General features: G+C 48.8%; 19 protein-coding genes. 17 read left to right on the top strand and 2 right to left on the bottom strand.

Going from position 1 to position 25,882, the window contains the following annotated elements; translation table 11 throughout:
* Positions 1-28: 28 nt before the first annotated feature.
* Complete coding sequence (locus AC506A_RS15950) at positions 29-919, bottom strand: helix-turn-helix transcriptional regulator (RefSeq protein ID WP_495462004.1); 891 nt, start codon at positions 917-919, stop codon at positions 29-31.
* A gap of 401 nt (positions 920-1,320) precedes the next feature.
* Between AC506A_RS15950 and AC506A_RS15945 the strand changes: the two genes are divergently transcribed.
* Both AC506A_RS15945 and AC506A_RS15940 read left to right on the top strand, forming a co-directional pair.
* Positions 1,321-2,661, top strand: a complete 1,341-nt coding sequence (locus AC506A_RS15945) for an MFS transporter (protein WP_495462003.1) — start codon at positions 1,321-1,323, stop codon at positions 2,659-2,661.
* 78 nt (positions 2,662-2,739) lie between these two features.
* On the top strand, positions 2,740-3,120 hold the full coding sequence (locus AC506A_RS15940) for a hypothetical protein (RefSeq protein ID WP_495462002.1): 381 nt from the start codon (positions 2,740-2,742) through the stop codon (positions 3,118-3,120).
* Positions 3,121-3,265: 145 nt separating this feature from the next.
* Here the strand turns inward: AC506A_RS15940 and murG are convergent, their stop codons facing one another.
* Positions 3,266-4,369, bottom strand: a complete 1,104-nt coding sequence (murG, locus tag AC506A_RS15935; protein ID WP_495462001.1) for an undecaprenyldiphospho-muramoylpentapeptide beta-N-acetylglucosaminyltransferase — start codon at positions 4,367-4,369, stop codon at positions 3,266-3,268.
* A 79-nt stretch (positions 4,370-4,448) separates the two neighbouring features.
* Between murG and AC506A_RS15930 the strand changes: the two genes are divergently transcribed.
* From AC506A_RS15930 to AC506A_RS15860, 15 genes are all read left to right on the top strand, one after another.
* Positions 4,449-4,589, top strand: a complete 141-nt coding sequence (locus AC506A_RS15930) for a hypothetical protein (RefSeq protein WP_495462000.1) — start codon at positions 4,449-4,451, stop codon at positions 4,587-4,589.
* Between the two features lie 46 nt (positions 4,590-4,635).
* Positions 4,636-5,697 carry an iron-hydroxamate ABC transporter substrate-binding protein gene (locus tag AC506A_RS15925; protein WP_495461999.1) on the top strand — a complete coding sequence of 354 codons (1,062 nt, stop codon included), beginning with the start codon at positions 4,636-4,638 and terminating at the stop codon, positions 5,695-5,697.
* A 159-nt stretch (positions 5,698-5,856) separates the two neighbouring features.
* The gene (locus AC506A_RS15920; protein WP_495461998.1) at positions 5,857-7,635 is read left to right on the top strand and encodes a sensor histidine kinase; all 1,779 of its coding nucleotides are present in this window, start codon (positions 5,857-5,859) and stop codon (positions 7,633-7,635) included.
* Positions 7,628-9,043: a response regulator gene (locus tag AC506A_RS15915; protein ID WP_495461997.1), complete on the top strand. Its 1,416-nt coding sequence runs from the start codon at positions 7,628-7,630 to the stop codon at positions 9,041-9,043. The genes AC506A_RS15920 and AC506A_RS15915 overlap by 8 nt, the downstream gene beginning before the upstream one ends.
* 467 nt (positions 9,044-9,510) lie before the next feature.
* Entirely contained in the window at positions 9,511-10,428 is a 918-nt protein-coding gene (locus AC506A_RS15910) for an ABC transporter permease (RefSeq protein ID WP_495461996.1), read from the top strand.
* The gene (locus AC506A_RS15905) at positions 10,428-11,342 is read left to right on the top strand and encodes a carbohydrate ABC transporter permease (protein WP_495461995.1); all 915 of its coding nucleotides are present in this window, start codon (positions 10,428-10,430) and stop codon (positions 11,340-11,342) included. Before AC506A_RS15910 ends, AC506A_RS15905 begins: the two co-directional genes overlap by 1 nt.
* A 67-nt stretch (positions 11,343-11,409) precedes the next feature.
* The gene (locus AC506A_RS15900; RefSeq protein ID WP_495461994.1) at positions 11,410-13,023 is read left to right on the top strand and encodes an extracellular solute-binding protein; all 1,614 of its coding nucleotides are present in this window, start codon (positions 11,410-11,412) and stop codon (positions 13,021-13,023) included.
* Between the two features lie 184 nt (positions 13,024-13,207).
* Positions 13,208-14,215: a LacI family DNA-binding transcriptional regulator gene (locus AC506A_RS15895; RefSeq protein WP_495461993.1), complete on the top strand. Its 1,008-nt coding sequence runs from the start codon at positions 13,208-13,210 to the stop codon at positions 14,213-14,215.
* 194 nt (positions 14,216-14,409) lie between these two features.
* On the top strand, positions 14,410-15,837 hold the full coding sequence (locus tag AC506A_RS15890) for an ABC transporter substrate-binding protein (RefSeq protein ID WP_495461992.1): 1,428 nt from the start codon (positions 14,410-14,412) through the stop codon (positions 15,835-15,837).
* A gap of 85 nt (positions 15,838-15,922) precedes the next feature.
* The gene (locus tag AC506A_RS15885) at positions 15,923-18,898 is read left to right on the top strand and encodes an extracellular solute-binding protein (protein WP_495461991.1); all 2,976 of its coding nucleotides are present in this window, start codon (positions 15,923-15,925) and stop codon (positions 18,896-18,898) included.
* On the top strand, positions 18,895-19,782 hold the full coding sequence (locus AC506A_RS15880) for a carbohydrate ABC transporter permease (protein WP_495461990.1): 888 nt from the start codon (positions 18,895-18,897) through the stop codon (positions 19,780-19,782). The genes AC506A_RS15885 and AC506A_RS15880 overlap by 4 nt, the downstream gene beginning before the upstream one ends.
* A 66-nt stretch (positions 19,783-19,848) precedes the next feature.
* Positions 19,849-20,721: a carbohydrate ABC transporter permease gene (locus tag AC506A_RS15875; protein WP_495461989.1), complete on the top strand. Its 873-nt coding sequence runs from the start codon at positions 19,849-19,851 to the stop codon at positions 20,719-20,721.
* 14 nt (positions 20,722-20,735) lie between these two features.
* A complete protein-coding gene (locus AC506A_RS15870; RefSeq protein ID WP_495461988.1) occupies positions 20,736-22,766 on the top strand; it encodes a YIP1 family protein in 2,031 nt (676 codons plus the stop codon).
* Positions 22,753-25,020 carry a DUF5696 domain-containing protein gene (locus AC506A_RS15865; RefSeq protein WP_495461987.1) on the top strand — a complete coding sequence of 756 codons (2,268 nt, stop codon included), beginning with the start codon at positions 22,753-22,755 and terminating at the stop codon, positions 25,018-25,020. The genes AC506A_RS15870 and AC506A_RS15865 overlap by 14 nt, the downstream gene beginning before the upstream one ends.
* Complete coding sequence (locus AC506A_RS15860; RefSeq protein ID WP_495461986.1) at positions 25,020-25,880, top strand: carbohydrate ABC transporter permease; 861 nt, start codon at positions 25,020-25,022, stop codon at positions 25,878-25,880. Before AC506A_RS15865 ends, AC506A_RS15860 begins: the two co-directional genes overlap by 1 nt.
* Positions 25,881-25,882: the final 2 nt, after the last annotated feature.

Genomic DNA, 25,882 nt, shown 5'->3' with positions numbered 1-25,882 from the left:
TGTAACGGAATTAGATGATCGCATCTTCTCAAGGTACAGGCGGGAAACTCTCATTTTTTGCGGGACCTGCCCCCGGGTCAAGGCCGAGCGTTTGTCGAAAATGGACCGGTGAAATGCCCGTCGAATCCTTGAATACACGATAAAAGGTCGCTAAGCTCTGAAAGCCGCATTCGAATCCGATATGGGCCACCTGCTTGTCACTTCCGGCAAGCAGCCGCTTTGCTTCCTGGACCCGAAGCATCGCGACATAGTCCGCGAAGCGCCGACCCGTCGTCTCGTGAAACACGCGGCTGGCGCGGGAGACGCTGATGCCGAGCTCCTGCGCGATATCCTGCAGACTGATAGAATCGCGGTAGCGCTGCTCAACGAGCGAAGCGAGCGCCTTGGTCTGGTTGACCGATTGAACCATCGTTCGCTGCTGCGAGGCGGTAAGTCCGCTATGGTAATGCCGCAGGAGCAGGCAGCACAGCTGAATGAGCGCACTTTTGGCCAATGCTTTATAACCCGGCTTTCCTTCACGGAGCTCCCGTTCGATCATCGTCATCCAGGGTGCAATGGCCGCGGCAAGCGGGGTATCTGCTGCAATGAGGTTGCTGAAATGCTCCGAATGGTAAGAGAAAGGAAGCAGCAGGCTCGGATCTTCCTTCATAAGCAGGTCGCTGTCGAAATTCAGAAACAGGTAATGACTTGGATGATGAGGATCGGACTGCGCGATATGCAGCTCCTCGTTATTAACAAGAAAGAAGTCGCCTTCCCGGACATGATACTGCTTATTGCCAAAATAAAACGTCCCCCTACCCGACATGCATAACCCCATCTCTAAGCTCGTATGGGCATGCAGAGGCTGTCGATAGGATTTAGGCGTCCAATAGAAGGCATTAATCGAAATTTCATGCTCATACGTAATCGTAAGCTTCATTAGCTGTTGATTCCTCCTTGCAAACGATGTCTGGATATCTCGAACGGCTGCTTCTTCCAGAGGCGGCACGATTGTGCAGAATCAGTTTTGGCGATACTATTGGGATAGATAAGAGGTGAAGTTTGCGGCTATGCGGTTCAAATGGAGCTATCTTGCAGCGATAGCTGTATCACTAACGCTCTGGGCGATCATCATCCTTGGCGTAAAGAAGCTGCTGTACTAGTAAGATGTCAATCGTACGGGAGTTCCCCGGGGCGGTGGGCATCTTTTTTCGTTGAGCGATCACTAGAATTCAAGCATACCATCTTGCAACAATCGGTCAACCAAATTACACTGATAGGCGAGTAGTACTAGTACTTATAGTAGGCAGCAATGAAAGATGAACCGGAGGAGACAGCGGGATGAAGGCATTAAGCGCAACGGAGAAATGGTCTTACGGATTAGGCGCACTTGGGCAAAATCTGATTTATGGTCTCGTATCTACATTCCTCATGGTTTTCTACACGGATGAGTTCGGTATTGATGCAGCTATTGTCGGCACGTTGTTTCTTATTGCCCGTATTTGGGATGCTGTGCTTGACCCGGTAGTGGCTGTCTTTATCGACCGCACCCATACGAGATGGGGCAAATTCAGACCGTTCGTCCTGCTTGGAGGCATGATCGTCGCATTGCTTACGGTCATGTGTTTCTATGCGCCGGATCTTAGCATGCCAATGAAAATTGTCTACATCTATGTCACGTATATGCTTTGGAATACCGCGTACTCCCTATTCGACGTACCGTATTGGTCCATTGCACCAACGCTTACGAACGACCCGGCAGAGCGCACCAAAATTATCGCCTTTCCCAAAATTCTCGGTGCAGTCGGCATCATTATCGCCAGCGGAGCGGTCAGTCCGATCGTGAAGGCGCTTGGCGGAGGCAATGATGCAAACGGTTACTTGTGGACCGCGATTATTTTTGCACTTATATGCACCATGCTTATTATGCTGATGTTCAGAAACACGCACGAGCGACTTGCTGGAACAAGAACGGAGCACGAGTCGCTGAAAGCCAGCGTAAACGTGGTGATTCGAAATAAGCCGCTGCTTATTGTGACGCTGGCCAGCTTCTTCGCTACAACGCCGCTGGTATTGAAGAATACGATGGCGATTTATTTTATGAAATATAATGTTGGTGACGAAGACAAGCTTCCGCTGTTTCTACTAAGCGCTATGCTTCTGATGCTCGTAGCGATGGGTATTACGCCGAGGATTGCCGCGAAGAGAGGGAAGAAAACGACCTTTATTATCGGGGGTATCATTGGAATTGCAGCCAATCTGGTGCTCTTCTTTATCCAGCCTGAGAATACGTTGGTCCTATTCGCCGTCAATGCGATCAGTATGTTCGGACTCGGGTTTATTCTTGTCCTAATCACATCGATGCAGGCGGATACCATTGAATATGCAGAGTGGAAAACGGGGAAACGCTCAGAGAGCATCGTGACCTCAGTCGGAACGTTCAATGCGAAGCTTTGCTCTGCGATCGCAGGAGCGATAGCGGGATACGGACTTTCTCTCTCAGGCTACGTGGCTGATCAAGAGCAAACGGATTCCGTGTTGACCGGTATTCATGTGATGATGTCCATCTTACCGGCCATTGGACTGCTGCTTTGTGTCATGTGTATCTCCTTCTATCGATTAACTGAAAGCCGTTATGCAGAGATGATGGTAAGCTTGAACGCGAGGAAGAAAGGTTCCTAGATTATTACATAAACCCCCAGTCAATTCAGATAGCTTGTCATATAATACAGCATGTCTACTTGAAAGGAGTTGATGTGCTTGGCTTATTCAACAGGTGTAGTTACCAATACCCGAGCATTCGGAACCGCAGCTTCCAATATCGTGGTGAACACGAGGAATCTGGATACCGAAGATTCGGTTTGGATTATTGCTCAAATTTTCGCTTCCGTCGATTCCAGTGACTTCTATACGTTATATTATTCCATGTATGAAGTACTTGCTGATTCGTATGATGTACGGGAATTTTTTATTGCAGGCAATGTCACGTATGAAGTGCAATTGTCGGTGACTTCGCTGCAAGTCGCGAATGCACTGATGTCTGTAACCGGACTCGACGAATTTGGTAACTTGGTCGAAAATCAACGCTACACACAAGCTGACCTTACATTTATTACGGACCTTAGTCCGATCAAGCTGTAACCCCACATTAAGATGGCTCGTTTGCAGGAATCTGCGAACGAGCCATTTTTCAATTTCTAAGAATTTATAAGTTTCACATCTATACATGAGCTTAGAAATCTCCGGAATGAAACGCGCTACGCCGTCAAAGTACGGCGTCAGCCGATTAACCTTGTTTCATAATCAATGTAATTAATCGGCTGACGGCATCATCTTGCCCGTGCTGCTTCATCCGGGCTTTGATTGCCTCACGATTGCGATGCAGCTCGGCAAGCCGGGATAAGAACGCTTCATCGGTCAGCTCTTCCTCCTGCAGCACCTCGCAATAACCGGATTGCCGGAACGACTCGGCATTCAGAATCTGATCACCGCGGCTCGCTTCCTTTGACAATGGAATGAGCAGCATCGGCTTGCCGAGTGCAAGAAATTCGAAGATCGAATTCGAGCCTGCACGCGAAATGACCAATTCGGTACAAGCGAGCGCATCTGCCAGTTCATCATGGATATACTCATATTGCCGGTAGCCGGGAATGCCGTCGCAGCTTGCATCCAGCTCGCCTTTGCCGCAGATATGAATGATTTGATAAGTCCGTGTAAGTTCAGCGACATTGCGCCGAATGGCTTCGTTGATGCGCTGGGAGCCGAGACTTCCGCCCATAATGAGAAGGACGGGTTTGCCTGGTGTGAACTTGCACCACTGGATGCCTTTCCACGCGCTTCCCTTGCGCAGCTCGCTGCGAATGATAGGTCCGACATGAACCGCTTTGTCGCCTTTAATATGCTTGGCAGTCTCTGCGAAGGTAATGCAGATTCGCTTGGCGAACGGTCCTGCGATTCGGTTGGCAAGCCCGGGAGTCAAATCCGATTCGTGGATAATGACCGGCACCCGGTTCAGCCAAGCTCCAATGACAACCGGTACGGAAACGAATCCGCCCTTGGAGAAAAGCACGTCGGGCTTCAGCCCTCGAATAAGACGGAAAGCCTGGAAGACGCCTTTGACGACACGGAAGGGATCTTTCACATTCTCCAAATCGATATATCGGCGCAGCTTTCCCGTCGAAATGCCATAATAATCAACGTTAGTGAGTCGGCTCACGAGCTGCTTCTCAATACCATTCTTAGAGCCGATATACGAGACCTTCCAGCCTCGCTCAAGCAGTGTCGGGATCAGTGCCGTATTTACGGTCACATGTCCTGCTGAGCCTCCGCCGGTAAACAATATATGGCGCGGCTTCATTTCCCGCGGTGGGGAAAGGGTTTGATTTGGCATGAAGGGCACTCCTTGATAGCATCATTATGACAAGCGTACCACAAGTTTCATCAAGACGGGAGAAGGAGGAGAACGTTACATGACCATTTCCTATATCTTAGAACACTATGCGCGTAAGCAGGGGGAACATGACAACATATTATCAGCGGAGGAAGCGGCCGTAATCGGTGTCTATCAGGACATGCTGCTTGGTTGGAACAACCGTATCGCCCGTTCTTAATTTAAAATGTCAATCCGTCTTGACTTTGAAAATGAGATTCATTATCATGCAGTATAGTAAAGAAATCATTCACCATCAGGGGGCAGTTACATTGTTTAAGACAAGTACGATTAGAAAGTTCAGTTTGATCATGACGGGATTGCTGGCAATTATGCTGGTTCTGTCCGCATGCGGAAACAAATCCGAGAACAATAGCGGCAATACGGCAACGGAGAACAGCGGCAATACCGCTGCTGATAACGCTGGCAACAACACGGCGGCTGAGCCTCCAACCGAGAAAGTGGTTAAGGACGCTATGGGCCACGATGTTGCAATTCCTGCTGAACCGAAGCGTATCCTCGCTTCTTACCTAGAAGATCCGGTAGTAACCCTAGGCAAGACACCGGTCGCACAGTGGTCGGTTGCAAACGGCATTCAAGATTACTTGGCTCCGCAATTGAAGGATGTTCCGACAATTGGTTGGGATTTGCCGGTTGAGAATGTACTGAGCTTGACTCCTGATTTGATCATCGTCGGTTCTGAGTCTGCCGTACAGAAAGGCCTTTACGAGCAATATGCGAAGATCGCTCCAACGTACGTGCTTGGCGACAAAGTAAACAACGACTGGCGTGAAACGCTTAAAACAATCGGCGGCCTGCTCAATCAGAGCGATGAGGCAGAGAAAGCTATTGCCGACTACGATCAGAAAGCAGCTGACACGAAAGCGAAGCTGGCTGGCGCAATCGACAAACAGTCCGTAGCCGTTCTATGGCTTGTAGCGAAGAACTTCTACATCGTAGACGAAACGAAATCAAGCGGCGCGGTTCTGTACAAGGATCTCGGCGTGACGTCTCCGAACCTGGTGAATGAAATTCCAGAGAAAACCAAAGCATCTTGGAATCCGGTTGCGATGGAGAAACTTGCGGAATTGACTGCAGATCACATCATTCTTGTGAACAGCGACAAAACCGATGCGGCTGAAACATTGAAAAACCCGGTATGGAAAAACATCCCTGCTGTGAAGAACAATCATGTTTACGAAGTACCGGCTTCAAGCGCTTGGCTCTACTCCGGTAAAATCGCCGGCGAGCAAATGATGGACGATGCAGTTAAACTGCTTGTGAAATAAGAAGCATGAATATGAAGCGTGTAATTCCTTTCATTTCGATGAATAGGAATTGCACGCTTTTTATTTTCCCATATAAGGACACTGACAGCGGTTTCATCTTGTGTGCTATAATGAGAGTCGAAACGTTTCAATACACTTATCGAGGCAGGATGACAGACTATGAATGTGTTGCGCAAGCTGCCGATTCGGGGGCAAATGTATCTCATTGCCGTCTTGACGATGGGCCTTATCGCCGTGATCTTGTTGTTTAACTACAGCCGGAGCGCTGCGTTTCTGACGAAGAACAACGAAGTGTACACAAACGATATGTTCAGCCAGATCGAGCAGACGATTCTCTCGAACTATGATGTCGTCAAATGGCTGACCTACAATGTTGCCTATAACAAGTCCATCCAGGATTATTTGCTAGACGAGGATACGTTGTCCAAACTTCAGCGTTTTCCGACGATAAAGAACTTGTTTATCAACTTATCTACGGTTAAGCCGGGGATATTAGATTTTCTGATCATTGGTAAGAATGGGGAGACTTTCTCGCTGCAGGGCAGTACGCTGAGTCAGATTAAGGAAGCGATGCCCAAGCGAGCGGATTCGTATTTCTCTGCGATCCAAACCTGCAACAACATAGGGATCGAGCGTTACTGCTTCGCTGTTGGGACGAACATCTTCTCCAGCGACATCCATAACAGCTACACAAGCGAGATCGGTCAGATTATCTTGCTTATCGATGCGACGACACTTACCGGAGGCTATGACCTCAAGTCCCTGCAGCCCGGAACTAGCGTTTACTTGCTGGATCGGAAGAACACGATATTCATGAGCAATGTTCATGATCAGATCGGGCAGCCGTTCAACCTTCCAAGCGATGGCGATAAGAGCGGTGTCGTAAAGGTAGATGGCAAGCTGCAGCATATTCAAGTGAAGGAACTGCCCCAGATCGGCGGGAAATTCGTCCGTTTGATTCCGGATGATGTCTTCTTCAAGGATATCCGCAAGCTGCGCAAGCAGACGATGATCGCCTTAGGTGTCGGAATTCTGCTGCTCATGATTCCGTTTGTGCTGATCTTGAACAATATGATTTTGCCGCTGCGCAAACTCTATCATTATATGAGGATCCATCATAAAGACGATTTGAACAAACGATTGGATCTGCAAGGATCAACGGAAGCGGAAGTCATCGGCATCCGGTACAATCAAATGCTCTCAGACGTGCAGGATCTTACGGATCAGCTGGTTGATTCCAATGAACGGCTGTTAAAATCGGAAATCGAGAAGAAGCGGGCCGAGTTTGATTTTCTCAAGAGTCAAGTCAATCCGCATTTCCTCTACAATACGCTTGATACGATCCGAGGGCTGGCATCCGAGCGCGGTGTGCCGGAAATTCGCGAGATGACCGGGGCGTTGTCACGCATTTTCCGCTATAGCATTAAAGGTCAAGATACCGTGTCGCTATCGGATGAAATCCGCATTGCGGAAGCCTATATGAACATTCAAATGATTCGTTTCTCGAATCGATTTACCTTTCATTACGAGATTCCGGAGAGCTTGAAGGATGCTGTTGTACCGAAAATGATCCTGCAGCCGCTTGTCGAGAACGCCGTCTATCACGGGCTGGAACCGAGATATGAACAAGGCGAATTGACTATAACCGCTCACTACGATCTTAACAGCGGGCATGATCTGATTCTGACCGTCCGCGATGACGGCGTTGGCATAGACGAAGAGAGGCTGGCTAGACTGAGGAACCAGCTTCATTCGAATCGTCAAGTGTCGTCGGTTGCCGCGAAGACAGCAGGCGTTGGACTGCTGAATGTCCATCATCGACTGCAATTTCATTATGACCATAATTACGGGCTGGATATATGGAGCAAAGAAAATAAAGGCACCATCGTTACGATCCGGATCCCCGTGCAGATGGAAGGAAGAGCTGACTATGTATAGAGCTATGATCATAGATGATGAGCAGTGGGTCGTCAAAAATTTGCTGGATACCATTGATTGGTCCCGTTTTGGCTTTGAGATCGTCGCTACCGAAACGCAAAGTCCACGAGCGCTTGAACTCATGAAAGAGATAAGTCCCGATTTGGCCTTCGTCGATATCCGGATGCCGCAGATCAGCGGCCTGGAGCTCATTAAGAAATGCAATGAGATGCAGCTGGACACGCTGTTCATTGTGGTCAGCGGCTTTGCAGAATTCTCGTACGTGCAGAAATGTATGAACCTGGGTGCGATTGGGTATTGTCTGAAGCCGATTGAGGAGGAGGAAATCATTCCTCTTCTTAAGAAAGCGAAGGAGAGGCTGGATGAGCGTTCTGCCAAAGATGTCCCCTCTGTGCTGGATTGGATCATGGAGGATAAGCAAGAAGGCATCGAGCGGGTGGGCAAGCTGCTGAACAATGCCGGCTTGGATCTTACAAGCGGCTTGCGCATTGTTGTCGGCCTAGACGTTATGGATGCGAATCTGCTGCGTCCGTTTCATCATATGAAGCTGAGCTTCGGCGGCGGCAAAAGCTTGTATATTGCGATGGAAGAAGGTCAATCCATATCGCTGTACGACCATCTGACGGATAGCCGATCCACGTTCCGTGGCATCGGGATCAGCGGTTTATTCTATGACGTATCCGAATTGAAGCGAGCGATCGAGGATGCGGAGATGGCAGCCTTTCAATATTTTATAACCGGCGAACCAACTGTTCTTCAAGTGGGAGAGACGAGAGGGTTCTCGGATTTTAAGCAGCTGCCAGCTGCGCTTCAGAACCGTGACTTGTCTGAATTATTATCCCTGTATGATCAGTATGAGCAATTGTTCCGTACCGGCTCTTATCAGATCAAGCATGCTTTCTTCCTCCATAACACGGTATTAACGACCATTATTCACTCGCAGAATAACGAATCGGATAATCTAGCTAAATACCTGCTGGTGGACTACGAACGATTAATTGAGCGGTATCAGGGTATCGGAGATTTGATCCAGGATTTGAAGCGGATGTCCGGTGCGTACTTGGGCGGCATGTATCATCAAGGGCAATTCCGCAGCGATGCGTTCGTGGCGCTCATTGAGTACGTGAACAGCCATTACCATGAGAATTTATCGCTTCAGATGCTTGCGGATGAGTTCTATATGAACCGAAATTATATCAGTCAGTTGTTTATCAAGCATGTCAGCCAATCGTTTACCGATTACCTGGCTGAGCTTCGCGTCCGGCATGCCTGTGAACTGCTGAGGAACAGCAATCTGCCCATTCACCGTGTCGGGGAACGTGCCGGTTATCCGGATGCCTATTATTTCAGCAAAATATTCAAGAAAATTGTCGGCAAGACGCCGCGAGAATATCGGGCGAGCATGTAGGAGACGGCCATGCCGTGAAAATCTAACGAACCGTAGAGGCCTTATTTGGCCGAATTTCGGGGCTTCGAGATTCTAACGAACCGTAGAGGCCTTATTGGGAGATCATCGGCTCCGAACTAAGCCAAAACCGTCAAATAGAGCCTGTACGGTTCGTTAGAAAATTATCGGAGCTATTAATGGGCAAATAAGCGCCGTACGGTTCGTTAGAGCATCCCTCGCTTCCGAATACTGGGCCGATTATTCGGATTGACGGCATACAGCCGTCTTTTTTTGCGAAAATAGACAATTATTATGTATTCTTGTCTTTTTATTAGATAAAAGGACAAGCTTCGCATTAAATGTCCGATTATAAGGACAAAAGCTGCTATGTTTTGTACATGGGAAGCGCTTTCAAAAGTAGTTAATATAGTTCTATACCAAACAGATCAGCAGGGAATTCGACATATATACAATTGGAGATGGTTCATTTGAACGGTACTGTGCTTTGGAAGCGGATCTTGCAGTATAAAATGTTTTATTTGTTTTTGGTGCCGATTGTCGTTTACTACGCGATATTCGCGTACATCCCGATGTATGGCGTCACGCTCTCCTTCAAGAAATTCATGTACAACAAAGGTATTTTGGGCAGTCCGTGGGTTGGACTGGACAACTTCCGATACATCTTCAAGTATTCCGATTTCTGGACGGCGTTCCAGAATACGATTGTCATCAGTATCGGCAGGCTCATCATCGAGTTTCCGATGGCCATTATCGTAGCCTTACTGCTTAACGAAGTCGCAGGCTCCAAGCTGAAGAAGCTGTACCAGACCGTATTCACGTTTCCCCATTTCCTATCCTGGGTCGTGCTTGGCGGTATTCTCGTGAACATCCTTGGTAACACAGGCGCAGTTCATCTGGTGCTTTCGCATATTGGCCTTGAGAATGTCAGTTTGCTATCTGATCCTGATACGTTTAGAGGTTTGCTGTATTCGACGAATATATGGAAAGAAGCCGGCTGGGGAGCCATTATCTATCTCGCCGCTATTGCGGGGATTAGTCCTGAGCTGTATGAGGCTGCTTATATGGATGGCGCAAACAGATGGAAGCAAATGCTTCACATTACATGGCCATCGATTAACGGCGTTGCTGCAATGATGCTTATTCTGGCAGTCAGCGGCATCATGAACGGCGGCTTTGACCAAATTTTCAACCTGTACAGTCCCGGTGTTTACGATGTTGCGGATATTCTCGATACGTTTATGTACCGCTTATCGTTCTCAGGCAAAGTCAATCTTGGATTCGGTATTATTACGGCAGTTGGACTGTTTAAGTCGGTTATTAGTCTGGCCCTCTTGCTGATTGCTAATTATTTCGTGAAACGTATGGGTCAGGAGGGGCTGATGTAATGGCAGAAACTACAGTTGTAAATCAGAATGTCGGCGGTCAAGAAGAGCATCGTTTGGCAAATAGGGGAAAGAGCAAAGCAGATATCCTGCTGCATGCCATGTTTATCATCGCAGCAGTAGCGGCCATATTTCCGTTCTACACCGTATTAATCAGCTCATTCGGAACGCCAACAGGATTGATTTGGCCGACGACTTTTACACTTGAGGGGTACGAGCAGATTATTAAGTACGGCGTCGGCAGAGCTTTCGCGGTCTCGATGTCTGTTACAATCCTAGGTACGTTCATCAGCTTGTTTCTAACGACGGTTGCCGCTTATGCGCTCAGCAAGAGAGGGATGCCGGGCTGGAAATATATCATGGGCTTTATCATCTTCACCATGTTCTTCGGAGGCGGCCTTATTCCGTACTACTTGACGATTAAGGGCGTTGGCTTACAGAACAGCTATTGGGTCATGATTCTCCCATCGGCGCTCAATACGTTCTACATCTGGATCATGCTCTCCTTCTTCCGGGATTTTCCGGCGAGTCTGGAGGAGTCGGCCAAGATCGACGGGGCAGGGGATTTCGCGATCCTGATGCGCATTGTCATTCCGACCTCGATGCCGGTCATTGCTTCCATCTCGCTCTTCTATGCGGTGGATCGCTGGAATGACTGGTATACGCCGATGCTGTTCTTGACCGACGCGGATAAATATCCGATGCAGCTTATGCTGCGCAACATGTTGACTAGTATTTCTCAAATATTAAGCATGAATAACGGCGTATCGGTTATCGACCAATCGAAAGTGAAAATTCCGCAGGATTCGCTCAAAATGGCTGCGATCATGGTAACAAGCTTACCGATTATGGCCGTCTATCCCTTCCTGCAAAAGTATTTCACGAAAGGGGTGATGATCGGTTCGATCAAAGGATAATTCCTTTGTAGCTGATTACCAGTAACGGGGCCTTGAAAGATACATTACTTGAGGGGGAACAAGAGATATGAAGAACAAGAAAACTCTTACCGTAGGTCTTAGCGCAGCGCTGCTTGCAACCGGATTGCTGACAGGCTGTGGGTCGAATAATGATACAGCGAACAATTCGGGCAATACAGCTGCTACGAATAATGCTACGAACAATGCTGCGGCAACGGGGAATGGCAACGCTGCTGAAGCTGATCTGTACAAAGAACATCTGGAAGTGTCCATCGCGTATTTTGACATTGCTTCCGCGATTAAAGATGGCCAACAAGATGATATGCTCAAGATGATTCAAGATAAATTCAATATTACAATCAAACCGGTAAACGAATCTTGGAGCGATTACTCGGACAGAACGAAGCTGTGGGCCGCTTCCGGTCAACTGCCTGATGCATTCTTCTCCGATGCGACAAGCGGTGACTTGTTCAATCAATGGGTTGACCAAGGCATCATAAAGGCGCTGCCTGATGATATGAGCAGATTCCCGAATTTGAAGAAGTATATCGATCTTCCGGATGTTCAAGGTGCGAATGCTGCCGACGGCAAGAGTTACTTCGTGCCAAGGATGCTCGCTAACCGCAATGAGCTTCCGAACGACCGCGGTATTCTGATTCGTAAGGATTGGATGGAAGAGCTGGGTCTGAAGGATCCAACGACCTACGATGAGCTGAAGAATGTGTTGAAAACGTTGGCTGATAAGAAAGGCGTAATCGGACTTACGACTAACAATATCGGCTGGACGCATGACAGCGTATTCCACAACGTTGCTCCGGGCGGCGGCTGGTGGCAGAAGGTAGACGGCCAATGGATTCCGGGTTGGATGACGGATGGCTATGCCGAAGTGGTTGAACGCGAGAGAGATCTGTTCAAATCCGGTCTGATGGATAAGGATTTCGCGGTTCCGAACATGGATGCAGACGGCAAGTTTAATCAAGGTAAGGCAGCTGCAATCGTAACAACGGTGAAAACGATGACAGGTATGATTCCGGGCTGGACAGCAGCAAATCCGGGCTTGAAAATTATCGATCACGTGAAAATCTTGCCAAACATTCCGGCAGCGGACGGCAAAAACTACTTGTACGGCTATTTTGACTACTGGTCTGGCACACTCTTTAACGGTGAAGTTAGTGACGAGAAGCAAGAACGCATTCTCGCCCTGCTGGACTGGCTTGCGTCCCCAGAAGGCCAGAAGACCGTGTTCTACGGACTTGAAGGCGTTGACTGGGAGCCAAACGGCGATAAAATCACCAATAAACATTCAGGTGAAGAAGGCTTTGATCTAGCGAAGAAGTACCCGTCTTCAACCGTGTTCAACGGTCTGTCCATCTGGGGTGACGGCGTGCGTTACATTGAAGGTTATGGTCCGTCGGAGACAGAGCAAGTACAACAGTACTTGGATGGCGTTGAGGCAGAGGCGCTGAAAACCGGTGAGAAAGCTCCTGTGAACTGGGTTGTCAATTCGTTTGCAAGCTCGCTTAGCACAGGCGGCGGAGATATTGATGGTCTGGTAACCAAGCTTGTTATGGGCGATGAGGATATTAAAGCAGCGCTTAAGAAATTTGCCGATGAGCAGATGGGTCTTGGCTTGCAAGCTGCGATCGATCAAGTGAACGAGAAGTTCAAGGATGAGAACTAAATAGCAGCGTAACTGGAGTGGAGGCCTGAGTATAGGTTTCCGCTCCAGTCTTTTAAAATAAATTATTGAAATCGATTTCAAAGGATGGTATCTTAAAACGGTGGCACCAAAGAAAGCGTATACAAGACTGGATTTACCAGTTGCTGACCAGGTGTCCTAAACTTAGAGAAAAGGCGAATGCAAAATGGACATTAAGATTGTAGATGTCGCAAAAATCGCTAACGTTTCTCAGGCGACGGTTTCCCGGGTGCTCAACAACAATCCGATCGTGAAACCGAAAACGAGAGATGCGGTTCTCAAAGTCATTGAGGACCTGAAATATGTGCCGCATGCTGCCGCCAAGAATTTAAGGCAGCAGAAAACGATGACCATCGGCGTTATCGTGTCGGACATCAAGGTTTCCTACAATGCGGATATCGTGAAGGGCATTCAGAATAAGGCTTATTCCCAGAAGTATAAAGTCGTAATCTGTGATACTCAGAACGATATGGAGATTGAGCGTGAATATCTGCGGCTGCTCACGGATCGGAGTGTCGATTGTCTGATTCTGGTCGCCTCGCTTCTGCCGGAGAAGGAAGTACTGAACGTCGCGGAGAGAGGCTATATGGTTGGCCTTGTCGGTCGCAGCATGGATCATGAGAACGTCTTTAGCGTACATACGGACAATGTGAAAGCGGCTAAAGAAGCAGTTGAGCATCTGATTGCACAAGGGCATCGCGATATCGTTTTCCTAAGCGGGTATGCCAATGCCAAGGACAGCTATGATCGCCTGGAAGGTTATATTAAAGCATTAGGCGCACACGGTATCTCGTTTCACCCGGAGCTTGTCGAGAACGGCAACTTCAATGAAACCGGCGGCTATGCGGCGATGAAACGGCTGAGGGAGAAAGGTGCGGCATTTACGGCCATCTTCTCGGCTAATGATGAAATGGCACTCGGCGTGTACGAATACTGCAACGAAACAGGGATCAGCATCCCAAGCGAACTGGCGATTATCGGCGTCGATAACGACAGGGTATCCAAGTATTTGACCCCTTCCTTAAGTACGATTAACCAACCGAAGAACGACATGGGTTCTTTAATTGCGGATAAACTGATCCGCAGTATGAACGGCATGTTTGACTTGCCGCGCGTGTCGATCGTGGAGTCTCAATTGATCATACGTCAATCATCGGAGTTTAATAGAGCGTGATCATGCGTTTCTATTCCAGTGAAATTGAAATCGATTTCACTAATGGGATGAGTATTAAGTCCTATTGAATCGTTTCTAATGGATTAATTTATGAAATCGATTCCAATATTTCTGAAGGCGAGCAGCCTTCCGTTACTATCGGATACATCACACTTTATGTGTGTATCAACATAAATCGAAGTGGGGGATTCTCAATGAAATCCGGCAAGTTTGTCACTGTGTTTATGATTCTCGCAGTTGTATCGTCCATGCTAGCAGGATGCTCAGGCAAGAACAATTCGACCGAGAATGCCGCTGATAATACAGCGAGCACGGAACCGGCCAATGAAACGGCAACCGAAGCAACGAACGCACCGGAAGAAAAGCCGGCATGGATGACGGAGACGTTTACGCTGAAATACGCTGATGGCGGCGACAGCAAGATCGAAGACGACATGATGAAGGCCTTTATGGAGAAGTATCCGAACATTACGGTCGAGCATGACAAGAGCATCACATTCCCGCCTGAGCCTACACTGACAGCTGCAGCTGCAGCCGGCACGATGCCTGACGTTTTCGGGATGAAAGATATTCCACTAGCGATTACAAGCGATTGGCTGCTCGATCTGAGCCCTTACTGGGATAAAGACGAGGAATCCAAACAAGTGTATAAGAACCTTGCCGAAATGGCGGTATTTAACGGTAAACGTTATGCGATGGCAAACTTCCAATTTGCAGAAGGCGTATTCGTGAATAAGACGCTGTTTGAGAAAAACAATGTTCCATTGCCTACTTATAACTGGACGTTTGACGAAATGATCGATTTGGCGAAGAAGTTCTCGAAGCCGGATCAACACTACTACGGAATCGGCGGACCTTGGGGCGATTTGGCTTTCCAAGAGTGGGTACCGATGAACAATGACAATGAAATCGGTTGGAACACGTATGACGGAGAGAAGTTCCACTTTACGAACCAGCAATGGATCGACGCTTACAATTTGAAGTTAGAGCTTCGCCGCACGAAAGTCGACGATGTGATGACAGGCGAAGAGAAGAAGAAGCTGTGGGGCGACGAAGGCTCGTGGACATTCCAAAAGGGACATGTTGCGATGGCAGTCGATTTCTCTTGGAACATGGGCTGGATCCCGGGTGAGATGAAGAAAGGAGGCGCCGGCGATGTTGATTTCTATCCGATGCCTGCCGGCAAAGCGGGTCAGCGCATTCCGACTATTGTTGACTTCGTAGGCGTTTCCTCTACGACCAAATATCCTGAAGCGGCTTACGAGCTGGCTAAATTCATGACATGGGGTCAAGAAGGCTTCTTGAAACGTATCGACATCGAGAAAGCTGCCGGACAGCCGGTTACGAAGTATCCGGTAGCCGATCAACCAGAGGTATGGGCGAAGCTAGAAGCCAACCTTACATTGCCGGGCGAGAAAGAAGTCATGAAGCTGATGGCGAACGCGGTTCCTTATCCGATTGTTCCGGGCTGGAACGATTTCGCGGCATGGGATACCGAGAACAAGTTCACGGAGAAGCTGATGTCCGGCGAATATAAAGTTGCTGACAAAGCCAAAGAGTTCGAGGATAAAGTAAACGAGTTTGTTGCAAGCGCAAGAGCGAAGATGCTCGAGAATCAATAAATTTCATAGCAAATATCGCCCATAAGTGTGAAAGATATCCTCTTTCACACTTATGGCATTAATAAGCATAGGTAGGGAAGAAACTATGAAAAAACCGTTGCGCACTTTATTTTCAACATCCCTCATCGCATCTCTTCTTATCGGAGCTTGTCATCCGCTGCCGGTTGCAGCTGAAGGCGAAGCTGCCGCCAATGAGCAATCTACGCTGGCCAAGACTGAGACCTCTGAAGCGATGCAGCTTGAGAAAACCTATTCCCAAATGCTGAAGGAATGGTCGAAAGTTCCTGTCATTCCTCATGCTCATCAGCTCGTGAAACCCAGTGCAGATCCCCAGAACAAAGACCTTGTTGTCGCAATGTCGGGCAGCCAAGGTTATCCATCCGAAACTGTACGACTATCGCAAGGCTCGCATGTGACCGTCCAGGTCGAAGTCGAGCAAGAAGGGCTCTATCAAATTGGATTTGACTATCTTGTAACCGATGACGGCATTATGTCGACAGAAGGCTATATTCAGGTCAATCACAGCTATCCGTTCTATGAAAGCCGTAGAATTCTTTTCCCGAATCTGTGGGAGAACCAGCTGCTCAAAGAAAAGTACGACCGTTACGGCAATGAATTGCTGCCCCGTCCGGAGAAGGTGAAAGTATGGCAGCATACCTACGCGATGGACGCGAGCTACCTATACATGAGACCGCTTAAGTACAAATTGAACAAAGGCTTAAATACCATAACCATTGCTAGTACAAGAGGAGATTTGCTGCTGGGCGACATCACAGTAGACTCCCCTTCTGAGATAGATAGTTATGAGACGTATTCGAAACAGCAGAGGGACGAGTCAGACGACAGCAAGGACATGCAGACACCGCTTGTCATTGAAGCGGAGAACCCGAAGTATAAGAACAGCTCCTCGATGCGGGCAGTTCCCGTCACTGAACCGGGTATGACCCCTTACGATACGAAGAGGCGGCTGCTTAATGCGTTTGGCGGCTCATGGATGGACGGCGGACAAGCCGCTTCATGGGAAATCGATGCCCCGCAGGATGGCTACTACAAGATTGCTATGAAATATAAGCAAGACGCTTTGAAAGGCATGCCTGTTTTTCGTGAAATTAAAGTAGACGGTAAAGTCCCTTTCCAAGAGGCAGCGCATAGTGCGTTTCTCTACAGCAAGAAATGGCAGAACGAGACTCTGGGAGCGGACGGCAAACCTTATGAGTTCTACTTGACCAAAGGCAAGCATCTATTCACGATGACCGTTGACTTAGATCCGATTAGGCCGCTGATCGAAGATATCGAGAGCCAGATGAAAGAAATCAGCCGGCTGTCGCTGGAGATCAAGAAACTGACCGGCAATCGCATGGATGCTTATCGGGATTGGAATTTGACTGAGTATATTCCGAACCTGGATCAAACGCTGAACGCATGGGCAGATCAGCTTGATCAGGCGTACAGCACGATTCAGAAGCTGAATCCTGATTCGGATGAAATCGTCGAATTAGTCAACCTCAAGACAGCGGCGAAGCAGCTTCGTTCGCTTGCGACAGCACCGGATAAGCTGCCTAACCGGATGCCTTTATTCTCGGAAGGCGGGTCTTCCGTTTCGCAGCTGTTAGGCGATCTGCTGCAGCGAGTTTCCCAGTCTCCAATGCTGATGGACAAGCTCTACGTCTACCAGCAAGGGAAGCTGCCGAAGGCAAGCGCAGGCTTTTTTACCCACTTGAAAGAATCGATTAAACGGTTCTTCCTTTCGTTTACGAAACAGTCGTATTCCGCCTCGGCAAAGTCGAGCTCAGAGCTGAACGTGTGGATCAATCGCTCAAGACCTGAAGTCGAATTGATGCAGAAGCTCATCGATGAGGAATTTACGCCGGAGACGGGAGTAGCGGTTAAGCTCTCGATCATGCCGGATCAGAACAAGCTTGTTCTGGCTAACGCAACGGGCAGTCAGCCGGATGCGGCGCTAGGTGTAGAGAGCTGGATCCCTTACGATCTCGCTGTACGTAATGCGGCAGTCGATTTACGCAAATTCGATGATTTCGATCAAGTCGTGAAGCCTTTCTCCAAAGGCATGATGATTCCGCTTGCTTATGGGAACGGAATCTATGCGCTTCCGGAGACGCAGAACTTCTGGGTGATGTTTTATCGTAAGGATATTCTGGATAATTTGAAGCTTGCCGTGCCGGACACTTGGGATGATGTTGTCAATATGCTGCCCGAATTGCAGCGCTTAGGCATGAACTTCTTTGATCCGCTTGCCCAGTACAAAGGCTTTAAACCATTGAATGCTACGACCCCGTTCATCTATCAGGCGAATGGTGAGTTGTTTAATAGCGAGGGAACGAAGACGGCGATCAACAGCGAGCAGGCGCTGAAGGGCATTAAATTCATGACCGACCTGTTTACCATCTATAACCTGCCGCAGGATGTACCGAGCTTCTACCAGCACTTCCGGAATGGAACACTGCCGATCGGGATCTCCGATTTGACGAGCTATCTGCAGCTTAGAGCGGCTGCTCCGGAAATTGCGAACAGCTGGAAGATCGCGCTTCACCCCGGCATGCTCCAAGACGGTGTCGTGCAGCGCTGGTCACCTGCCGGCGGCGCAACAGGCATGATCTTTAAAGGCTCCAAACATGAGGATGAGGCGTGGACATTCCTGAAATGGTGGGTATCCACGAGCGTTCAGGTGGAGTATGCCAACTTGCAGCAAACGACGTTTGGGCCGCTGTTTATGTGGAACAGCGCGAACATGGATGCTTTCGCCCAGTCCGCATGGCCGGAGGAAGATAAGAAGGTCATTCTCGAACAGAGCAAGTGGGTACGCGAAGCTTCGCGTGTACCGGGCGCTTATATGGTAGAGCGGGAGCTCAGCAATGTGTACAACAGCGTCGTGTTCAGCGGAGATAATCCGCGTACCGCTATCGATGATTCCGTCATTCGGGCGAATCGCGAGATCGATAAGAAGATGGAGGAATTCGGGTTCTACAAAGACGGTAAACTCGTGAAACCAAACCCGGTTCCGACAATCAATACGATAGATAAGTGGGTTGAAAAGAAATGAAGAAACCAAAAAAATACGAAGCCTATTGGTATTTATCGCCTTACCTTCTTATGTTCTTCATGTTTATCGTCGTTCCCGTCTTAGTAGCGATCTATCTGTCGTTTACGAGCTTCAATACGATCGAGCTGCCCAAGTGGATCGGCTTCAAGAATTATACGGCGATTTTTACGCAGGACGATGTTTTTATGCAGAACGTCCTTCCCAATACGATTAAATTCGCGCTTATCGTAGGGCCGGGCGGTTATGTCATCTCGTTTCTGCTCGCTTGGATGCTGGCGCAAATTTCGCCAAAGCCGCGGACCATATTGGCGTTGATCATTTATTCGCCGTCGATGACAATCGGTGTCGCAATGACAGTCGTTTGGTCGATCTTCTTCAGTGGGGATCAGACTGGATATTTGAATGCGTTCTTAATGCGCATAGGGCTCATTAATATGCCGATTCAGTGGCTGCAATCGCCGGAGTACTTAATGTCGATCATGATTATCGTCTCGCTATGGGGCAGCATGGGCGTAGGTTTCCTTGCGATGCTTGCCGGCGTACTGAACATCGATCAATCGATCTACGAAGCCGGTTATATCGACGGCATCAAGAATCGATTCCAAGAAATCATTCATATTACGATTCCGTCTATGAAACCGCAAATGCTGTTCGGTGCCGTTATGGCGGTCGTCACAACCTTTCAATCCGGCGATCTCGGGGTGCAGCTCTCAGGCGGTAACCCGACACCGCAGAACTCCGGGCAGGTAATGGTCAATCACATTGCCGATTACGGATTAATTCGTTACGAGATGGGCTACGCCTCAGCGCTGTCGGTTATCTTGCTGGTTGGCATCTATGGATTGTCCAAGTTTTCCTGGAAGCTGTTTGGCGAGAAAGAGTAAGCCTGGCTCGTCTTGCGGCTTTACGAAGGACGTTTTCCATAGGAAATCATTGAGGAGGTACGCTTCATGTCTTATCAGGGCACGAAAATAAATCCGTCGAAATTCCACCCTAGTCAGTTGAAATTTTATGTCATCTTAATCCCGCTTGCGATGGTGATGATGCTTCCGATTGTCTTTATCGTGTTTCATGCATTCAAGCCGGTCAATGAGCTGTTCGCGTTTCCGCCGCAGTTTCTCGTTCATCATCCAACGCTTGCGAACTTCCAGCAGCTTGCGGGATTTACGGGTGATTCGGGGATTCCGTTTAGCCGGTATGTATTCAATAGCTTGTTCGTTACGTTAAGCGTCATGTTTCTATCGGTATTCATCAGTTCATTAGCGGCATACACCTTGTCCAAAATGAAATTCAAACTGCGTGCGACTTTGTTTGAGATTAATACGGTTGCACTCATGTTTGTGCCGATTGCCGTACAGATCCCGCGGTTTCTGGTCGTGGATGAGAGCGGCATTATGGATACTTATCTGGCTCATATTTTGCCGCTGCTGGCGATGCCGATCGGTCTGTTCCTGCTCAAGCAGTTCATCGATCAGGTGCCGGATGAATTGAAGGAAGCGGCGGTAATGGACGGAGCCGGCGAGTTTCTCGTATTCCGCAAAGTCATCATTCCGGTTATTATGCCTGCTTTGGCCACTGTAGCGATTCTAGCGTTTCAGGCTGTCTGGAATAACATCGATACATCATCGTACTACGTCAATGACGAGAGCTTGAAAACAGTGGGCTTCTATATGAGCACGCTGGTCAGCACGAATGGCAATACGGTTGCCGGACAAGGGATGTCCGCAGCCGCATCGCTGCTGATGTTCCTGCCGAACTTGATTATCTTTATTTTCTTGCAGAGCAAGGTCATGAATACCATGGCACATTCCGGATTGAAGTAGGCAGGGAGGCACTCATGAGAACGCGATTATTATCCATATCCATGCTTATGGCTGCATTTGCAATCTGCCTATCGCTATTTCCGGGCTTTGCACATGCAGAAGCAACCTATAAAACATATTCGCAAGATGCGTTCCGGACACCCGATGCTTATGAACCGGTAGGCGCGATCGAGAAAGCCGGAGATACCGATTTCGTGGGACCATCGGATATTTACATAGACGAGAAGGACGTGCTCTATGTCGCAGATACGGGCAACAAACGAATCGTCGAGCTAACGCGAGACGGCAAGCTGATCCGATCGATCGGCACGGACGTGCTCCAGTCGCCAACAGGTGTATTCGTGGACACCAATGGCGCAATCTTCGTAGCGGACAACGGCTTGGAGCAAGTCTTAAAGTTTAACAGCGAAGGTTCAGTGGTGCAGAAGTTCATTAGGCCCGACTCACCCTTGTATGGAAAGAGCACACCGTTCAAGCCGATGAAGGTCACCGTAGATAAACGGGGAAACGTCTATATCATTAGCGAGGGTACGACCAACGGGGTCATTCAAATGAGTCCGGCCGGCGATTTTGTGGGCTTCTTCGGAACCAACCAAACCCAGCCGACATTGAAGCTGAGGCTGCAGCGGTTCTTCTTCACCGAGAAGCAGATGGAGAAGCTGTTCAAGAGCGTACCGAACACGCCAACCAATATCGCGATTGAAGGCAAAGGATTAGTCTACACCGTGACGCAGGGGGATTCGAGCGAATCGATCAAACGGCTGAACATTTCCGGGTATAACCTGCTTCCTTCGGGGATATTCTGGGACCCCACCTACACGGACATGTTCGTTTCCGCCAGCGGCAATATTTTCCTAGTCAGTCAGAAGGGCTATTTCTATGAAATCAGCTCTGAAGGCGACTTGCTGTTCCAATCCGGGTCGCCTGACGATGGCAAGTCCCGCAGAGGCTTACTGCTGAACGGGTCTGGCATCGCACTTGACTCCAGAGGTCATATCTACATTACGGATAAAGAACGAAATATCATCCAAATGTACGAGCCGACCGAATTTGCAGAGCTTGTCCATACTGCGCTGGATCTGTACAAGGAAGGCTTCTATGTGAAGAGCCAGCAGCCTTGGCACGAAGTAGATCAGCGAAACAGCCTATTCTTCCTGGCGCACAGAGGGCTCGGCGATGCTTATATTAAGCAGCAGCAATACGCTGACGCTATGGATGAATACAAGAAAGCAAACGACGTTGACGGTTATTCCAACGCCTTCTGGGAGATTCGCAACCGCTGGCTGCAGCAGCATCTGCTGAATGTCATCTTAATCGTCATTGGCCTTATGCTGCTGCGTTCAATTCTAAAGCGTATCCATCGCAAGACAGGGGCATTCGGAGCGGTAATCCGCATGAACAAACGTATGTTGAACATCCGAATCATCCAAGAGCTTCTCTTCCTATTCCGATTCATCAAGAAACCGATGGACGGTCTGTATGGCATGAAGGAAGAAGGCAAAGTATCGAATTTATCCGCAACGCTGCTCTATGCGCTGCTCTTGATCGAATATGTGTTCACGCTGTATAATACCGGCTTTATTTTTAATCAAGTTGATTCCACTTCCATTAACCTGACCAAAGAGCTGGCAATGATGATCGTGCCGCTTGCCGTGTGGGTGATTTCGAACTATCTCGTGAGCACGATCAGCGAAGGTGAGGGAAAGTTCTCCGAGGTCTATCAAGGGACGATCTATTCCCTTGCGCCTTATCTGATCTTTCATCCTTTCGTAGTCATTGCATCCAACTGGCTGACGCTGAATGATTCGTTTCTGTTTAGCTTCGCGAATACGATCATTACGGCATGGTGTGCCATCCTTCTCTTCATCATGGTGAAGGAAGTGCATGACTATACGATTCGGGAAACGTTCCGCAATTTATTCATCACGTTGTTCACGATGCTTATCGTCAGTTTGGTGGTCTTTATCGTGTACGTCATTTTACATCAGGTTTACGACTTCGGTTACTCTGTCATACAGGAGATGATTACGCGTGCGGAACTATAAATGGATCAAACGACTGCTGTCATTCGCATTGATAGCCGCATGCGTGGCCTTCTTTGCACATCTGTATATGGGCGGATCCTCGAAGGAACAAGAGGATACGTCTTCGGCCGAAGTGCTGGCAGCTGCTTTTCCAGACAAGCCTGCCCCCCAAAGTCCGCAGTCTTCCGACTATCGGCAGGTAGCGGAGAACGAGCGGCTGATCTTGAAGCTGAAGGAAGATACGCTTGGCATTCAAGTGGTAAATAAACAGTCGGGTTACGTCTGGGCTTCCGATATCGCCAAGCCGGATGCGAACGAAACGTGGCTGAATTTCATTCATTCAGCGATTTCCTTTGATTATTTCAATAAAGCCGACAACAACCCGATTCGCACAGATTTGACCAGTCAGACGAATAAGAGCGTGCAAGTGAAGCCGATCGATCAAGGCTTTCAGGCGACGATTCGCTTCAACGATCTGAAGATCGGCCTAGACCTGGTCGTGAAGCTAGAAGGCAGTCAAGTTGTCGTCGACGTTCCGCAGAAGAGCATTATTGAAGGCGCGGACAGCAAGCTTGCTTCGTTGATTCTATATCCGTTTCTCGGCGCAACGAAAGGCGGAGATATCGACGGCTACATGTTTATCCCGGACGGGTCAGGCGCGTTAATCAAGTTTGCGGACAATAAAGGTAAATTCAAAACCCAATATGAAACGAAAATATACGGCGCGAATGACGGGGTAGAAATTGCGCGGGTAACGGACAATCTCAAGGACGGGGCGAAGGATCCTTATACGGCTCAGTTTCCGGTATTCGGAATGGTCCACGGGGAAGGGAAGCATGCACTGCTTGGGATTGTAGAGAATGGCCGCTATAATGCCAAGATTCTCGGCTACGCGAATGGTGTGAACACACCTTATAACTGGACGACTGCGCAGTTTCTCATCCGCGAATCGTATTTGCAGCCGACAAGCCGCACGATGGGCGGAATCGTCGTCTACGAGAAGAACCGCAACCCGGAAGATATGCAGCTGCGCTACTCCTTCCTGGAGGGAGAAGATGCGAGCTATATCGGAATGGCAAACGATTACCGTAATTATCTAATTAAACAGGAAGCTTTCCCGGCTGAGCCGCAGCCTGCGGGGGAACTCGATATTCCGATTCATTTGGACGTCCTTGGAGCGGAAACGGAGAAAGGCTTATTCTCTAATGGCATTATTCCGATGACGACGGCGGCGCAGCTTGAATCCATGCTGGACCAGCTCCATTCAGAAGGAGTCAAACGACCATCTGTCGTGTATAAAGGCTGGAATAAAGGCGGAGTATCGGGCACTAATCCTGCTCCGGTCAGCTTTGAATCGGCACTCGGATCGGCAGCGGATTTTGCCGGACTGAAGAGCCGCATTGATGATCTTGGCGGCAAGCTTTATTACTATACGGATTTCACGACCGCTTATAAAGAATCGAAGAACTTCTCCGCACGTGCCGGAGCCGCAAGGAAACTGGATAAGTCGCTGCTTACGCTTCCGACTTATCAGGAAGTATACCCTTCGATGTATTACATGTCGGCTGACTATGCGCAGCAGGTCGTAAGCGATAATCTCGGCAAGTACAGCAATAAGGGTATCGGCTCCGTTGCAGTGGATATTACGCCTTTTGAGTTGTTCTCCGAGCGGGTAGACAGTACGGTATCAAGCCGCAGCCAAACGGCGGCCGCCTATGGCGAGCTCATGGACATGCTCAAACCGGCCATGACTTCAATGGCGATGTACCGGCCAAACGATTATATGCTCCGTTATGCCGATGAGCTGCTCAATATTCCGATGCACTCCTCGCAGTATACGTATACGAGCGAAGAAGTGCCGTTCGAGCAGATTGTGCTGAAGGGATACAGGAACTATTTTGCCGAGCCGATCAACTTCTTCGCCAATCCGCGTAAAGAGGTGCTTAAGATGATCGAAACCGGTTCGTACCCCTCCTATTACTTAACGGGCGAGCCGTCTTTCCGCTTGATGCATACCAATTCCAGTGACGTCTACGCGTCGTCGTTCGCGGATTGGAAAGAGAATATCGTGAGCACATACCGAATGGTCAATGATGCGCTGAAACCCGTGCAATACGCCACCATGAAAAAACGGGAATGGCTTACGGACGGTGTTGTCCAGGTTACTTATTCAAACGGGAAAGCCGTTATCGTGAACTATAACGACCAATCCTATGACAGCCAGAACGGCTCCGTGCCGGCGCTTGGTTTTAAAGTAATTGAGGTGAATCTGTAATGGCTGCCATTCGATTAACGAACAAACGGAGAAAAGCATTAGTGGGTACGGCATTCGTCGCGCCTTGGATCCTCGGATTCTTCTTATTCGCGCTGCGGCCGATGATTTATTCGCTATATCTAAGCTTCCAGAAGGTGAAAGTGACGCCGCTTGGTATTAAGACAGATTATGTAGGCTGGGATAACTACAAATACGCGTTTGTGTCGGACGCTACGTTCGTCGAGAAGGTACTTCATTATTTAAGAGATATGGCACTCAATGTGCCGATTATCGTGACCTTCTCCCTGATCATCGCGATGCTGATCAATCAGAAGATTAACTTCCGCGGGGTATTCCGGACGATATTCTTCTTGCCGGTGATCATTACGAGCGGCCCGGTTATCAACGAGCTGCTCAGTCAAGGCGTAACGACCATACCGAACATCGAATCATACGGCATGTTTGCGCTCGTTAAGGAGAGCTTGTCGCCCGCTGTTGCCGGGCCGGTTATGTACTTGTTCAAACAAATCATTATGGTGCTTTGGTTCTCGGGCGTGCAAATCTTGATCTTCTTAGCCGGTCTGCAAAAGGTCGATCATGCGCTCTATGAAGCAGCAAGAATCGACGGGGCTTCGCGCTGGGAGATGTTCTGGAAGCTGACGCTTCCGATGCTGATGCCGCTTGTGGTCGTCAATTTCATTTATACGATCGTGTATATCTCGACCTTCGCACTGAATGAGATTATCGCCATGATTCGAGACAACATGTTCAATACCTCAACCGGATTTGGCTATGCAACGGCGATCGCGTGGATTTATTTCATCATTATCGCCATTGTGCTCGGCATCTGGACTGCACTGCTGCGCACGAGAAAGAGTTAGGG

The organism is Paenibacillus sp. N22P23 (assembly GCF_059383735.1).
This window is presented reverse-complemented; position numbering and strand designations above follow the sequence as displayed.